This window comes from Citroniella saccharovorans (assembly GCF_035481615.1).
In the GTDB taxonomy this organism is placed as follows: Bacteria; Bacillota; Clostridia; order Tissierellales; family Peptoniphilaceae; genus Citroniella; species Citroniella saccharovorans.
Genome location: NZ_JAYKOT010000003.1, coordinates 135,412 through 151,166 on the forward strand (window position 1 = coordinate 135,412; position 15,755 = coordinate 151,166).

Annotated in this window: 9 protein-coding genes and 1 pseudogene; 9 read left to right on the forward strand and 1 reads right to left on the reverse strand. The window is 31.3% G+C overall.

The annotated features are described in order from the left end of the window. Positions 1-170 precede the first annotated feature (170 nt). The 8 genes from VLK81_RS03185 (at position 171) to VLK81_RS03220 (ending at position 12,275) form a co-directional block, all read left to right on the forward strand. Positions 171-1,430 (forward strand): Glu/Leu/Phe/Val family dehydrogenase, encoded by a 1,260-nt coding sequence (locus VLK81_RS03185; RefSeq protein WP_324619154.1) that lies wholly within the window; start codon positions 171-173, stop codon positions 1,428-1,430. A 419-nt stretch (positions 1,431-1,849) separates the two neighbouring features. Then, positions 1,850-2,671 (forward strand): rhodanese-like domain-containing protein, encoded by an 822-nt coding sequence (locus tag VLK81_RS03190; RefSeq protein WP_324619156.1) that lies wholly within the window; start codon positions 1,850-1,852, stop codon positions 2,669-2,671. A 108-nt stretch (positions 2,672-2,779) separates the two neighbouring features. After that, positions 2,780-3,502 (forward strand): TIGR04282 family arsenosugar biosynthesis glycosyltransferase, encoded by a 723-nt coding sequence (locus VLK81_RS03195; protein WP_324619158.1) that lies wholly within the window; start codon positions 2,780-2,782, stop codon positions 3,500-3,502. Between the two features lie 31 nt (positions 3,503-3,533). Continuing rightward, on the forward strand, positions 3,534-4,214 hold the full coding sequence (locus tag VLK81_RS03200) for a TIGR04283 family arsenosugar biosynthesis glycosyltransferase (protein WP_324619160.1): 681 nt from the start codon (positions 3,534-3,536) through the stop codon (positions 4,212-4,214). Beyond that, entirely contained in the window at positions 4,180-5,145 is a 966-nt protein-coding gene (locus tag VLK81_RS03205; protein ID WP_324619162.1) for a heterodisulfide reductase-related iron-sulfur binding cluster, read from the forward strand. Before VLK81_RS03200 ends, VLK81_RS03205 begins: the two co-directional genes overlap by 35 nt. 855 nt (positions 5,146-6,000) lie before the next feature. Next, complete coding sequence (locus VLK81_RS03210) at positions 6,001-10,815, forward strand: S8 family serine peptidase (protein ID WP_324619164.1); 4,815 nt, start codon at positions 6,001-6,003, stop codon at positions 10,813-10,815. Beyond that, a complete protein-coding gene (locus tag VLK81_RS03215) occupies positions 10,787-11,515 on the forward strand; it encodes a Cna B-type domain-containing protein (protein WP_324619165.1) in 729 nt (242 codons plus the stop codon). Before VLK81_RS03210 ends, VLK81_RS03215 begins: the two co-directional genes overlap by 29 nt. Continuing rightward, positions 11,496-12,275 carry a cell wall-binding repeat-containing protein gene (locus VLK81_RS03220; protein ID WP_324620438.1) on the forward strand — a complete coding sequence of 260 codons (780 nt, stop codon included), beginning with the start codon at positions 11,496-11,498 and terminating at the stop codon, positions 12,273-12,275. Before VLK81_RS03215 ends, VLK81_RS03220 begins: the two co-directional genes overlap by 20 nt. Positions 12,276-12,787: 512 nt before the next feature. Here VLK81_RS03220 and murC read toward each other — a convergent pair. Continuing rightward, positions 12,788-14,213, reverse strand: a pseudogene (murC, locus tag VLK81_RS03225) (UDP-N-acetylmuramate--L-alanine ligase). A 129-nt stretch (positions 14,214-14,342) separates the two neighbouring features. Here murC and glmU point away from each other — a divergent pair. Then, positions 14,343-15,725 carry a bifunctional UDP-N-acetylglucosamine diphosphorylase/glucosamine-1-phosphate N-acetyltransferase GlmU gene (glmU, locus tag VLK81_RS03235; RefSeq protein ID WP_324619168.1) on the forward strand — a complete coding sequence of 461 codons (1,383 nt, stop codon included), beginning with the start codon at positions 14,343-14,345 and terminating at the stop codon, positions 15,723-15,725. Positions 15,726-15,755 lie beyond the last annotated feature (30 nt).

Here is a 15,755-nt window from a genome sequence, read left to right on the forward strand (position 1 = left end):
TAAAATGTATGCTTACTGTTCTTAGAAAAAAACTTCAAAATTGAAATACTAAAAATATAAAGAATTTAATTTGACAAAAAAGCATTAAAGCTTTTATATTTTAATATATTTATTTTTAAATATGTTTAGTGGTATAATAAATCTGAATTTTAAATTGAAAGGTTGATTTTATGGAAGAAAATTATGGTCCTCTTCTTTCTGTAAGGAAAGAAATAGATAATGCTAGAAAAAAACTTGGCCTAAATAATGATATTTATGAGATTTTAAAAAATCCTATGAGAATTATTGAAGTTAATTTACCGGTGAAATTAGATGATGGAAGTGTTAAGGTTTTTAAGGCTTTTAGGTCTCAGCACTCAAATGCACTTGGTATATTTAAGGGTGGAGTAAGATTTTCTCCTTTAGTTACTAGAGAGGAAGTTATGACCCTATCCATGTGGATGACATTTAAAACTGCAATTGCTGGTATTGTATTTGGAGGTGGAAAGGGAGGAGTTAATTTAGACCCTAAAAAATATTCCTCTTCTGAACTTGAAAGAATTGCTAGAGCTTATATTGATGCTATTTCCGCTTACGTTGGGGAAGAAAAAGACAGCATTGGCCCAGATGTAGGTACAAATGAAGAGATAATGGGGATTATGGCTGATGAATACGAAAAATTAGAAAATAGAAAAGCCCCTGGCGTAACCACAGGTAAACCTATTGCTTTTGGAGGCAGCAAGGGTAGGAGTGAATCAACTGGTCTTGGCGTAGCAACAATATTAGAGGCTTACTTTTTAAATTGCGGCGAAAGTTTGGCAGGAAAGACTATTTCACTTGAAGGTTTTGGAAATGTCGGATCTTTCTTTGCTAAAAATGTCTTAGAAAAAAACTCTAAAATCATCGCTATAAAAGAATTAGACTACAAGTCCGAGCCAATTTATTTGTATAAAGAAGATGGATTTTCATTTGATGAGTTAGTAAGTCTAAAAGAGTCTTCATATAAAAATCTTACTTGTGGTGCTAAATTTATTAGTAGAGAAGACTTTCTATCACTAGATGTAGATGTATTTGCTCCTTGTGCTTTGGAAAATTCTATTGATGAGGATGAGGCTAAAATTTTAAATGCTAAGCTAGTTATAGAAGGAGCCAATGGGCCAACAACATCAAGGGCTGATGAAATTCTAAAGGAAAAAAATGTGAATGTTATTCCAGATATTTTGGCTAATTCTGGTGGAGTTATAGTTTCATATTTTGAGTGGGTTCAAAATAGGACTTCCTTGTATTGGACTAGGGATGAAGTTATTGAAAGATTAATAAATTGTCTAAAGAGTTCTTTTGAAAATGTCTTAGAGATCAAAAATTCTTACAATTCTACCTTAAGAGAAGCTTCTTATATGTTTGCATTAAAAAGAATTAATTCTGCTCTAAGAGCCAAAAGACTTATTTAGTAACAAAATTTTACAGGCTATTATTTTTAAAACTTCATTTATTAGTTAAAATATAAAAATTTTACTTCTAGATTCTTATATCAAATACACAATAATTTATTAGGAATATAAACTCGTTTTTTTCTATAAAAATAAATTTATTTTTTGGTAGTTTTTTAAAAACTCTTATGAATAAGATAAAATTATTATTTTGTGTGGAAAAGTTAGAATGTGGGTATAATATATATAGTTAGTTTTGAAAAAACAAAATTAACTATATATAAACTGGGCTAGATGAAAGTGTAAATAGACTAATAGTAAAAAAACAGTTACAAACCTTACAGTCTTGTAATATATATTGACTTTTCATTTAACACAGTTTATAATTGTAAATGTCTTAGTTAGACAAATACTTAAAAAGAAGGAAGGAAGAAATTTAGATGAAAAAAGTAATATTAGCTTTAATGCTAATGGCAAGTTTATCATTTGCCGCATGTAACAAAGACACTACTACACCAGATAATAGTACTACTAGTAACCAAGCAACAACAACAGATGATGCTAACAAAACAGATGATGCTAACAAAACAGATGATGCTAACAAAACAGATGATGCTGAAAAACCAGAGGATAATGCTGGAGAAAAAGCTGAAATCAAATCAATTGATGCAGCAGAACTAGAAAAAATGCAACTAGATAAAAAACTTAAAGAACAAAATCTAGTTGTAGACGTTAGATCAAAAGAAGAATATGACGCTGGTCACTTATCTCACGCAGTAAATATTGGAGTTGATGATATAGTTGCAGATCCAAGTATTCTAGAAGAATATAAGGACAAGCCAATCATTTTATATTGCAACTCTGGTAAAAAATCAGGCAAGGCTGCTGAAGCTTTAGTTAATGCTGGTTACAAAGATATTACTAATGCTCCTGGCGTTAAAGAATTTGAATATACTTTAATTGATATCCCAGCTGTTCTTGGAAAAGACCTTCAAAAGGTTGCAGATGAAGGAAGTGCTACTCTAATAGATGCTAGAGATGCAAAAGATTATGAAGAAGGACACTTAAAGGGAGCTATCAATGCTAATGCTGACAATGTAAAAGATATGTTAGCTGATATTCCAAAGGATAAACCTGTTTATACTTATTGCTATTCAGGAAATAAATCAATTGAAGTTGCTAAGATTTTAAAAGCTGAAGGATATGAAGTTTACAACTCAAATGATGGAACAAAGGAATATGAATTTACACTTGAAAAATAATTAAAATAATCTGGCTCTCCTAGGAGAGCCTTTTTTTACATATTAGAAAAAATTAAAACTATTTTAAAATTTTTTAGATTAAATTTTAACTTAGCTTAGGGTGATTAGATGAGAAATTTGATACTTATTTATGCCAAGCCTCATATAGATGGGGTTAGCAAAACAAGACTTTCAAAAGATTTAAATATAGAAGATAGCATGAGGCTTTCTAAAAGTTTACTTGAAAAAAATATCAATCTTGTAAAAAATTCTAACTTTAACTTTTTATTATCAACGAGCAAGGAAGAATATGTGGATATTTTAGAAAAAAAATATGGGGTTAAAACAATTCTTCAAAGAGGTTATGACCTTGGCTCAAAAATGTATTATTCTATTTACGATGGCCTAAAACACTACGATAGTGTTACTATAATGGGGGCGGATGTAGTTGACTTTGAAAAAAATATGCTTTTAGAGCTTGAGAGCAAAATTAAAAGTTACGATATGGTCGTTTCTAATACTTTGGATGGAGGCTACAGCCTTATTTCATTGAAGGAAGCTTACAAGACTCTTTTTATTGGTAAAACTTTCTCCCATAATAAAGTTTTTACAGAATTAATTGACTCAGCAAATAAGATTAATTTAGAAACATATATTTTAAAAAGAACTATGGATATTGATGATATAAATAGTCTTGCTAGCTACATAGGTGGAATTAGGACAAAGAAAATCTATGAAGATGAAAAGTTAATCCACTTTAGTAATGGTTCTAAGACTTTTGTTTTTTATAAAAAAGAGAGTAAGGGGTCTTATATAGATAAAATTTGTAATGTTAAATACGATATTATTTAAAAATTAGAATTATAAATTCATGAGGGATTAGATGGAAGATGGGTTAAGTGTTATAGTGCCAGTATATAATGAAGCTCAGATTTTAGAGGGTTTTTTTGAAAAACTTGCAATTTTTTCTAAAGATACGGAGATAATTTTTGTAGACGGAGGATCTACTGATTCTACCTTTGAAAAAATAAAAAAAAGTGGATATAAGGTCTATAGTGGAGATAAAGGTAGGGGAAAGCAGCTAAATTTGGGAGTAGAAAAGTCATGTGGAGATAATATTTTAATACTACATTCTGATAGTTTTTTTAAAAAAAGTCCAGAAGAAAATATAAAATCCACTCTTGAAAAATATAAAATTGGATGCTTTAGCTTGGAATTTATAGAAAAATCGCTTGGACTTAAAATGGTAGCTAGAAATTCTAGTAGAAGGGTTAAATATAGAAATATTGCCTTTGGAGACCAGGGAATGTTTTTTAGAAAGGAGTATTTTTATTCTTTAGGGCACTTTAAAAATATAGATTTTATGGAAGATTATGACTTTTCTATAAGGGTTAAAAAAAATGGAGATAGGATAAAATTACTAGACCAGAAAATCTATAGCTCAGGCAGAAGATTTATAAATAATGGACTTTGGAAGACAATTATTACCATGCAAAAGGCGCAGAGTATGTATAGGAGGGGGAAAAGCGTTGAAGAAATTAGAAGAATCTACAGACTATCTTGAAAATGTTCGCATGAAGTGTATTTCTTGTAATAAATGCAAAAAAGCCTGTCCTTTTTTAAATAAATATGACTTGGATTTAAAGGAATATACTGATAGAGTTGACCTTGCCTATAACTGCTTTATGTGTGGTAAGTGTAAATCGGTCTGTCCAATGTCTTTGGATGGAAAAAAAATTTCAATAATACTTAGAGCTGAAAAAGGAAAAGTAGGAAGTAATTTAGTTAAAGATTATTTTCCATTTAAGAATAATGTAAAAAAAAGTTCAAAAAGTATGGATATTTATTTTCCTGGATGTAATTTTGCTGCATTCTACCCTGAGACCAACGCTAAAATAGTTAAATTATTTTTGGAGAGAGGTGGAGATTTTTCATTTGACTGCTGCAAATTACCAATTAAATTAGCTGGAGATTTTAAAAGGGCAGAAAGATCTTTAAGTAAATTAGAAAAACTTCTAATAAGTTCAAAGACCAAAAGACTTGTTACTGCATGCTCAAATTGCTATTATTATCTTAAAGAAAATACAGACTTAGAAATAATTTCAATATATGAATGGCTTTTGGAAAATAATATAGGAAATAAAATAAGGGAAAAAATTCTTATTCACTTTCCTTGCCCAGACAGATATGAAAGAGAAATATTTAAATATATAGAAGAATTTTTGGAAAACTCATACTATGAAAAATACCAGGAAGTAAACTGCTGCGGGATGGGAGGAGGAGCTAGGGCATTTGAAAAAGAAATTTCAGATTCTATGATTCATTCAATAAAAGGTGAAGAGCTTTACACCTACTGCTCAACCTGCTCAAGGGTTTTTATGAAAAATAATAATACACACCACATACTTTCTGTAATTCTTGGAATTGATGAAAAAGTTAATCCAAATTATTTTGTAAATTCACTGAAATTCAAATTTAAAAATAGAAAAATATAGTTTTTTAATTAAGATATATACTGGCATAAGCCTTTATCAGACTGCCTACAAAGTGGCAAAATCCAAAAGGCACGCTGCATACGAAAGAAATTGTAAGAAATTCAAATTGAAATAATTCGCCCGTAAATCAAACTGTTTGAGCGTTAGCGAGCTATCGATTTACAGGATTATGAGATTTAGAATTTTGGGGTTTCTGCAGTCGGATAAGCATTTTTGGATTTTGTCTACACTCTGGCCTTTATATATCTTTTTTTTATTAAAAATGAGTAGCTGCAGCAATTTAAAAATAAAAAAGCAAAAAACATAAAAAATATAAATTCAAAAAATCAAGAAATCATACATATTTAAAAAAGATAAACATATAATATTTCAAGATTAAAAATTGTAAATTTAATTTAACAATAATTAATGCGACATATAAGGCTATTCATCTTGCTTGTAGAAAAAGATAAAAAATGTTAATGAAATGTAACATTTTATTAATTGTATAAATATAAATTTCTTACCTGTTTTACTTTTATTTTTATACAAAATTTAGCAGATTCTATTTACTTTTTATATGATTATAACAAATAAATATCAGAATCAAGGAAAAAATTTTTTACAAGCATGATAAATTTTAAAAAAGTAAATTATTTTTAAAATTTTATATAGTCAAAATATACAAAGATTGATTTAATCCTAGTATATTGGTCGTGCTTTGATTTTTATATTTATATGCATAAGAAAACGTTTAACTTAATTTTTTTACATTATTTTATCCATTTTAGTAGTTAAAGTGTTCATAATTCATTTACTTTTTAAGAAATTATACATATAATATTTATATCTTTAATATAAAAGGAGGAATTATACATGCATCAAAATAAAAGACTACTTTCTTTGCTACTTGCATTTGTAATGGTATTTTCTTCAATTCCATTTACTTTTGCCAGTGAAAAAGTTGAGACAAGTAGTCAATTTGACAAATTTGTTGACCCTAAGGACAAAATTGATCCTAACTTACTTAACGATGACTCTAAAGAAGAAAAAAGAGTTATTATTGAATTTTCTAAGGACCCTATTATTGATAGGGCTACTAAACTTGGAAAATCTGTAGGACAACTATCAAAAGCTACTTATGATAGTTATTCTAAAGAAATTTCTAATGAACAAAAAAGTGCTAGTAAAAAAATTGAAAGAACTGGAGCGAGGATTGATAAGTCTAAGACTACAGAAGTTATTTTAAACCAAGTAACTGCAACTGCAAGCTTAGAAGAAATTAGAAAGATTGCAGAGCTTCCAGAAGTTAAGAATATTTTTGAATCTAGATACTATCTAAGACCAGAAATTACTCCAAGCATGAACAACTCAGATAAGCTTATAAAGGCTGATGAAGTTTGGAAAAGAACTATTAGTGATGGTCTTACAAACATAGAAGGTCAAGGAACAGTAGTAGCTATTGTTGATACAGGAATTGATTTTACTCATAAAGACCTTAAACTAACAGATCCTTCTAAAGCAAAACTTACTAAGGAAAAGGTTGCTCAAATAGGTAAAGATAAAGGTTTAAGTTTATTTAATAATGGAGCTGACCAAGCTTATTACTCAGACAAAGTTCCTTACGGCTTTGACTATGCAGATGGGGATAAAGATTTTAAAGATAATAAATCAGCTGAACCACACGGAATGCACGTTGCAGGAACTGTTGGAGCAAATGGCGACCCAGAAAATGGTGGAATAAAAGGGGTTGCACCTGAAACTCAACTTCTTGGAATGAAGGTATTCTCAGACAATGCTGGCTTAAATGGAGTTTACTCTGATTCATATATAGTAGCTATAGAAGATGCTATTAAACTTGAAGCAGATGCTATAAATATGTCACTTGGAGCACCAGCAGGTCTTTATATTGGTGGATCTGAGTCGCCAGAACAAAAGGTATTTAAAAAAGCAACAGCTAATGGTATAGTTGTAGCTATTGCAGCTGGTAATGATAGAAATATATTAGATGGAACTGGCCTTCAAATGCCTAAGACAAATCCTGACTTAGGAAATGTTGGCTCTCCATCAACTTATCCAGAATCTTTATCTGTTGCTTCATTTGAAAATACTCATACATGGTCAAATACTATAAAGATTTCAGATGGACAAAATGAAATGACTTATCTTGCAAGCCTTGTTTCAGCATCTCCTTTAGACAAACTTCCAAAGGAAGCTGAAATAGTAGACGTAGGACTTGGTAAGACTGAAGATTATGAAGGAAAAGAAGTAGCTGGTAAGGTTGCTCTTATTCAAAGAGGCGGAATTACTTTTACAGAGAAGAAAGATAATGCGCAAAAAAATGGTGCTATAGCTGCAATTGTTTATAATAACAAAGAAGGTTCTTTTGGAATGGCTATTCAAGGAGAGGTTACAATCCCTCTAGTTTCTATTAGCCAAAAAGACGGTGAAGCTATAAAGGCAAATATTGATAAAATAAAAGTAACATTTAATGGTGAAAAAGAATTTTTAGAAAATCCTGAAAAGGATAAGATGAGTGTATTCTCAAGCTGGGGACCTACTTCAGATCTTAGAATGAAACCTGAAATCACAGCTCCTGGTGGAAATATTTACTCAACTTTAAATGACGACACTTATGGATTAATGAGTGGTACTTCAATGGCTACTCCTCATATAGCTGGAGCAAGTGCTTTACTTGCACAAGTTTTAATGGATAGGGGTATAGCTAGAGAGGATCATAATAATTATATTAAACAGCTTCTAATGAATACAGCTGAACCTATCGCTAATCCATCTGGATACACTTATTCAGTTATGGAGCAAGGTGCAGGTCTTGCTAATGTATTAAATGCTATAAATACAAAAGTTAGATTAAACGTAACTGGAACAAATGATAGTGAAAATGATCCAAAATTAGAAATCAAATCTATAGGTACTGAATCTTTTGAAGCAGTTATAGAACTAACTAATGATTCTAAAGAAGAAATTAAATTTACTCCAGAAGTTATAGCTTTAACAGAAGAAATTGTAGATGAAAAATATACTGAAAAAACTACAAAAGTAAAAGCAAGCTTAGATGGAGACAGTGAAATAGTACTAAATCCTAATGAAACTAAGAAAGTAACTTATAAAGTTAACTTTAGCGGAGTAGAAAGAAATCAATATATTGATGGATTTATTCTTCTAAAGAGTGAAAACAACCCAACTTTAAATGTTCCATTCCTTGGATTCTATGGAGATTATAGTGAGCCTTCAGCTACAGATGGCCTAGTTGGCTTTGAAGAATCTTTCTTCGGAAAGTCTTACCTAACAAACAAGACAGGTGAATTTCCACTACCAATAGCTGAATATAAGGGCGAAAAAGTTGCTTTCACAAATAAGTCTTTAGGTCTTAATGCAATAATCACTTTCTTAAGAAATGCAGAAGTATTTAGACTTGCAGTTGAAGGACCTGATGGAAATGAAATTAAAACAATAAATAACTTTGAAAACAATAGAAAAGTTTATAGAATATCAGCTGATAATCCACCTACTACTTTTGACAAGTGGAATTACTGGGACTTAAGTCTAAGAGATGGAAAACTTGCTACAGAAGGTGAAGTTTACAAGGTTATTTTTGAAACTAAACTAAACTATGATGGAAAAACTCAAGTTAAGAAATATCCTTTAGTACCAGACTATACTGGACCAGAAGCTCAGTATTTAGGTTATGACGAAGCTAAGGGAGAAATCGTAGTTACAAGTAAAGACGCCCTATCAGGCTCTCTAGCAATCGAAGTTTTAGACAAAGATAATAAAGACGACAAAACTAATAGTCAGTTATTTAAATTTAGAACAGAAGATGCTTACAAAGATTTTAAAGAAGGCGGAAAGATTGTATTTAAGCTAGATGATGCTTTTAAGGATAAGGAAAATCTTGTAGTATATGCTTATGATAGAGTTACAAATAAAGGTAAAGAAGTAAAGGTTGACTTTACTAAGAAGATAAAAGCTGATGAAGATACTGGCAGCACTGATGATACTATCGACGATCTTAAAAAACTAAAAGCTCCTTATTCTATAAGTTTCATTACCCCAAGTCTTGCTAGGGCAATGTATGACGACAAAGATCCTACTAAGATGATAGTTGCAGGAAATATTGGTGGAGCAATAGACAAAGACGAAATAAAATCAGTTCAAATAGACCAAATAGATACAACAACAAATAAGGTTATTGCATCTGGAGTTGGAATGCCTTCAAATACAAAAGATGGAAAGGTAATGTTTATTGGTCTAATAAAACCAGTTCCAAATCCTCTTATCAAATTAAGAGTAACAATTAAAGCTGATGGAAGAAGAGACAGTGTAGCTGCTCAAATCCACCTAATTGATAATGAAAAACCTAAGATGGATGTAGAAGCTAAGTGTCTAACAGATGGAAATATAGAATTTACATTCAAAGTAAAAGATAATTTCTGGCACGTTGAAGTTTACGAACAAGTTCCAACAAGCTACGGCTCTTGGAAAGACTTCCAACAAGTTGGAGTTCTTGACAAGTCTGATGGACCTCTAGGCGGATATGGAATGGAAGGAGAATTTACTAAGGTACTTCCTGCTCAAAAGGGTGTAAACACTTATAAATTCGTAGCTAGAGACCTATTTGGAAACGAAAGCTCAAGAGTTGTTGAAGTTAATACAGAAAATGGATGCGGTCAAGAGTATAAGAAATCTACTCAAAATATTTCAGGTATTATCACTTTTGTAAATGATAATAAAGCTGTTAGACCAACAAGTCTAAAATTAAACCTATATAAGAAGGGTGAAACAGAAGTCCTTCAATCTATTACAGTAGAGCCTTTTAAGTATTCACCAGATTCAACTATGTGGTTCTACTCATTCCCAGATGAAGTTGTAGTAGAAGATGAAGAGGGAAATTCTTTTGAGTATGATGTAAAATTAGAAGAAATTCCAGCTGGCTACGAAGTAAGCTATGGTCTGGTTAGATCAACTTCTATAACACTAACTTACACTGGTCAGGTTAACCCAGATGACCCTAACACTACTGTTATAACTGGAGAAAAGAAATGGGTTGGAGATGCTCCAGAAGAAAGACCAGAAGAAATTACAGTTGGTCTATATAAGGGAGTTACTAAACCAGAACTAATTGAAAAAGTTACAACCAATAAAGAAAAAGGCTGGAAATATTCATTTAGTAAAGTTCCAGTAAATGATGAGAGTGGAGTGCCTATACTTTATTCTGTGTATGAAGATGAAGTTGAAGGTTATACTAGTGAATGGGATAAAGACAATCCATATAATATAGTAAATACTAAGATTACTGGAGGCGGAGAAGATCCAGGCCAAGTAGGCGACAAAGAAATTAAGGGAAAAGTATTTTGGGTTGGCGATGAAGGTCATGAAGACAAGAGACCAGCTGAAGTAACTATAAAACTATATAGCGGATCTTATTTAAATAAGAAGTATGTAGCTGAAACTACAACTTCTGCTGACAAAAATTGGGAATATACTTTTAAAAACCTAAAGAAATACGATGAAAATAACAAATTTATTCTATATTATTTAAGCGGAGAAGCTGAAGGATACCATGATTCTCCTTTAGCAGATAGCAATGCAAGCTTAGATGATGTTTGCTTAGTATATGATGGAGAAGAAGAACCAGGCGATGAAAACCAAAAAAGAACTAAAGGGTAAAGTTGAATGGCCAGATGAAAATGCTACAAACCTTCCAAAAACTCTAAAGGTTAAACTTTTAAAAGGATCTGAATTTACTGAAGTTACTGAAGTTACAACAAGCGCTGACAAGAAATGGGAATATTCTTTTGGAAAACAAGATATTAACGATGAAAATGGACTTCCAATTTTCTACACTGCTGAAGGTGAGGATGTTTATGGATATATTCAAACAATTTCACCATTAGATAGAAAATTAGATGTTATATATGAAGTGTTTGACGAAGAAGAACCAGAAGAACTTAATAAAACAGAACTTCAAAAACTAGTAGATAGTGCAAAGAAAATAGATTTAACAAACAAAACAGAAGAATCTAAAAAAGCTTTAGAAGAAGCAATCAAAAAAGCAGAAGAAGCTTTAGAAAATGCAACAAGCCAAGAAGAAATAGATAAGGCAAAAGAAGCCCTAGAAAAAGCAATAGAAGGCTTAAAAGAAAAACCACAAAAGCCTGTAGATCCAACACCAGGCGAAGTACCAGGCACAGATCCAATTCCAGGAGAAAAACCAGGAACAAAACCAGATCCAAAGCCTGAAGTTAAGCCAGAACCAAAGCCAGAAGTAAAACCAGAAAAGAACATCTTTGATGGAATAGAAAAAAGAAAGACAAGCTGGAGACAACAGATACAAGACAGCAGTAGAAATCTCAAAGAAAAACTTTGAAAGTGCAGAGACCGTAATCCTAGTAAATGGAGAAAAAGAAGCAGACGCATTAGCAGCAAGCGTACTAGCAAAAGAAAAGAACGCACCAATCCTACTAATAAAGAAAGACATGACTCCAGACGAAGTAGCGAAAGAAATAGAAAGACTAGGAGCCAAAAACATAATCCTAATAGGCGGCTTAAACTCAGTAACACAAAAAGCAGTAGAAAATCTAAAACTAGACCTAAATAGAATAGCAGGAAAAGATAGATTCGAAACAGCAGTAGAAATAGCAAAAGCCGCAGGAAAAACAGAAAAACTAATCCTAGCAAACGGACAAAGCCTAGTAGATGCCCTAACAGCATCAAGCCTAGCACAAGTAGAAAATAGAGGAATAATACTAGTAAACAAAGATAGCATACCAGAATGTGCAAAAGAACTAGTAGAAAAAGCCAAAGACATCCTAATAGTAGGCGGAGAAAACTCAGTAAAACTAGGAGTAAAAGCGGACAGAATCTCAGGAAAAGATAGATTCGAAACAGCAGTAAAAATAGCAGAAAGAGCATTTGTAAATCCAAAACAAATCGCTTTAGCTAATAGCACTGCATACGCAGACGCACTAGTATTTGGAGGGGTAACAGGAAAAGTAGAAGCCCCAATACTATTAACAAACAAAGATAAATTACCACAAGTAGTAAAAGAATATCTAGAAAGAAACCAAATAGAAAAAATCTTTGTACTTGGAGGAGAAAATAGCGTAAGCGAAAATCTTTTCAAATAGAGATAAACTCAAGAGAGTGGATAAATCCACTCTCTTTTTTTCTTGTTATATTTCAAAAAATTAATATAAAAGTATGCCTATCCTTCAAGTTAAAATAATTTTAAGATAAATAAGGATTTTATTATACTTAAATTTTTAATATATTTTATGTAAATATTTTTAATATAGAAATAATTTGCTATAAGCAAAAACTTTATTAAATAAATATTATTTTCTAAAAAAATAGAAAGAGAGGAAAAATTTTTAAAAAAAAAAGAGAATCATTTCCGATTCTCTCAATTTGTTGACAAAGTAGCAAAATCCAAAAGGTAGCGTTCCATACGAAAGAAATTGTAAGAAATTTAAATTGAAATAATCCGCCCGTAAATCGCACTGCTTGAGCGTAAGCGAGTTTGCGATTTACAGGATTATGAGATTTAGAATTTCTCAATTTCTGTAGTCGGAAAAGCATTTTTGGATTTTGTCTACACTATGAGAGAATCATTTCTGATTCACTATAATAATTATAATTTTTATAAATCGTCTAAAGCATTATCGAAACATCTATCCTTTGCTATCATATATGCTAATATATGAGGAATACCGCAGCCTGTAGTTATAACTAGGTCATCTTTTTGGACTGTTTTATAGATATAATCTTTTGCTTCTTCAAATGTTTTTATATATTTTGCATTAACTCCTCTTTCCACTAAAAGTTTAACTAGGTCTTTTGAATGAATTGTTGGGTCGAAGTGTTCTCTTGCTGCATATATTTCAGTTACTATAACTTCATCAGCAGAGTCGAAACTTTTTTCAAAGTCATGAAGAAGTATCTTGGTTCTTGAATAGGTATGAGGCTCAAATATACAAACAAGTCTATTTTTCTTATGTTCAGATAGGGCATCTAGAGTTGACTTAATTTCCTTAGGATGATGGCCATAATCTGTCATTATACTTGCTCCCTTATATTCTCCTACTATTTCCATTCTCCTATGAAGGGGTTTGTAAGATTCTATTCTTTCTTTGATAAGGTCCTTATCTACTTCTGTTACAAGCATAGCTACAATACTTGCCATAGCATTGTAGATATTAAATCTGCCAATTACTGGAAGACTTATTCTGAAAATCTTTTCTCCATTTTCTATAAAATCAAAACTTGGTCTACCAGCCTCATCAAATTTAATGTTCTCTGCACTATATTTTGCGTCTTTATTTTCAATTCCAAATGTATGAATTTTCCCTTTTACATGGCTAAGCAAGGAGTGGGTATTTGGATCGTCAATATTTATTATAGCATTGGCATCCTCATTAAGATTTTCCATATATCTTTCAAATGTATGAATAAGGTCATCCAGGCCCTTGTAAAAATCTAAGTGGTCTGGGGAAATGTTTAAAACTATTACTGTAGAAGGATAATAATTTATTATATTTGCCTTGTATTCGCAAGCTTCTGTTACTAAATAGTCCCTATCTCCAACAAGCACGTTTCCCTTTATTGAGTCTAAATCTCCCCCTAAAAGTATGGATGGATTATATTTTGTATTGTAAAGAATTGATGAAATCATACTTGTTACCGTTGATTTTCCATGAGATCCTGAAATTGCAATTGAATGGGTGTAGTTTTTCATAAGTGCACCTAAAAACACACCCCTAGTCACTACTGGAACACCAAGAGTTCTTGCATATATAAGTTCTTCATTATCATCTAGGATGGCATCTGTATAAACTATTAGGTCCGGCTTTTCAATACTTTGTAAATTATTTTTTGTCTGCTCGTAATAAATTTTAATTCCAAGTTTTTCAAGTTGTTTTGAATGTGGATTTTTTTCCTCTATCTGAGCCAGTTACTTTAAATCCTCTGTCATGTAGTAAGTGGGCGATACCGGACATACTTACCCCACCTATACCTATAAAATGAACTTTTATTTTTGGATTTATATCTAAATCAAATTGGAACATGGCTACCTCCGTTTCTATAACATTTCTATTATAGTTAATTTATAATTATTTTACAAGCTTTTAATCTTTTTATAATTATGATAAAATTAATTTGAATAAAAATTTTTATATATTGAAGGAGGGATTTGTTTGATAGTTTCGGTAATTCTTGCTGCTGGTGAAGGCAAAAGAATGAAATCGTCATTTTCAAAAGTCTCTACAAAAATTTTAAATAAGCCAATGATAAGTTATATTTTTTCTGCAGCTAAAAATTCTGGATCAGATAAAATCTGTATAGTTGCTGGAGAGAATAAGGCTTACTTAGAAGATTTATTTAAGGGAGAAGATGTGGAGTTTTTGCATCAAGAGGTGGGTCCGGGTCTTCCTTATGGAACTGCTTATGCTGCAAATTTAGCAAGCCCTTTTATTGATGATTGTGATCAGGTTCTTGTTTTAAGTGGAGACATTCCACTTATAAGAGCTGAAACTTTATCTAAGTTTATTGAATTTCATAAAAATGGAGGTTTTGATACATCCCTTATAACTGCCGAAAAAGAAAATCCTTTTGGATATGGCAGGATTGTAAAAGATGAAAACAATGTTTTAAAGAAAATTGTTGAACAAAGAGATGCAAGTCCAGAAGAACTTCAAATAAGGGAATTTAATCCTGGAATATATATTTTCAGGGGAGATCTTTTTAAGAAACACCTAAAGGAAATTGGAACAGATAACGATCAAAATGAATATTATATTACTGATATGATTGAAATTCTATCAAGTAATGGTAAAAAAATTGGCGTATATAAGACTTGCGACAATATTCAGGTTGAGGGTGTAAATTCTAAAGACCAGCTTTTTCATCTTGAGATGGAGCTTAGAAAAAGAGTTAATGTAGACTTTATGAAAGAGGGAGTTCTTTTAAGAGGGGAAGATATTTTTATTGAGCCTGGTGTTAAAATTGGAAGAGATACTGAAATATTTTCTGGAGCAAGGATTCTTGGAAATACTTCTATCGGAGAAAGGTGCCTAATAACAGGGGACTCTTATATTAAGGATTCTATTATAGAAGATGATGTTGTTATTAAGTCTTCTTATATTGAACAGTCAAGGGTAGAAAAAGGAAGCGATATGGGACCTTTTGCCCATCTTAGACCAAATTCTCACTTAAAAGAAAAAGTTCATCTTGGAAATTTTGTTGAGGTAAAAAATTCTACTATTGGAAAAGGAACAAAGGCTGGACATTTAGCCTATGTTGGAGATGCAGATCTAGGAGAGAATATAAATATAGGCTGTGGTGCTATTTTCGTAAATTATGATGGGAAAAATAAACACAGGGCAATAGTTGAAGATGGATGTTTTATTGGCTCCAATGCAAATATTGTTGCTCCTTTAAAGCTAGCTAAAAATTCCTTTATAGCCGCTGGGTCTACTGTAACAACTGATGTTGAAGATGGCGATTTATTTATTAATAGGGCAGAGTCAAGACATATTAAAAAATGGGTTTATAGAAAAAATTTAAAAGAAGAAAAATAATATTATTTATAGGGAGGAAAATTAAAGAAG

What these genes read in the sequence shown, in the direction of transcription:
- VLK81_RS03185 (WP_324619154.1), top strand. Translation starts at nt 171, where the DNA reads ATGGAAGAAAATTATGGTCCTCTTCTTTCTGTAAGGAAAGAAATAGAT.
- VLK81_RS03190 (WP_324619156.1), top strand. Translation starts at nt 1,850, where the DNA reads ATGAAAAAAGTAATATTAGCTTTAATGCTAATGGCAAGTTTATCATTT.
- VLK81_RS03195 (WP_324619158.1), top strand. Translation starts at nt 2,780, where the DNA reads ATGAGAAATTTGATACTTATTTATGCCAAGCCTCATATAGATGGGGTT.
- VLK81_RS03200 (WP_324619160.1), top strand. Translation starts at nt 3,534, where the DNA reads ATGGAAGATGGGTTAAGTGTTATAGTGCCAGTATATAATGAAGCTCAG.
- VLK81_RS03210 (WP_324619164.1), top strand. Translation starts at nt 6,001, where the DNA reads ATGCATCAAAATAAAAGACTACTTTCTTTGCTACTTGCATTTGTAATG.
- VLK81_RS03215 (WP_324619165.1), top strand. Translation starts at nt 10,787, where the DNA reads ATGAAAACCAAAAAAGAACTAAAGGGTAAAGTTGAATGGCCAGATGAA.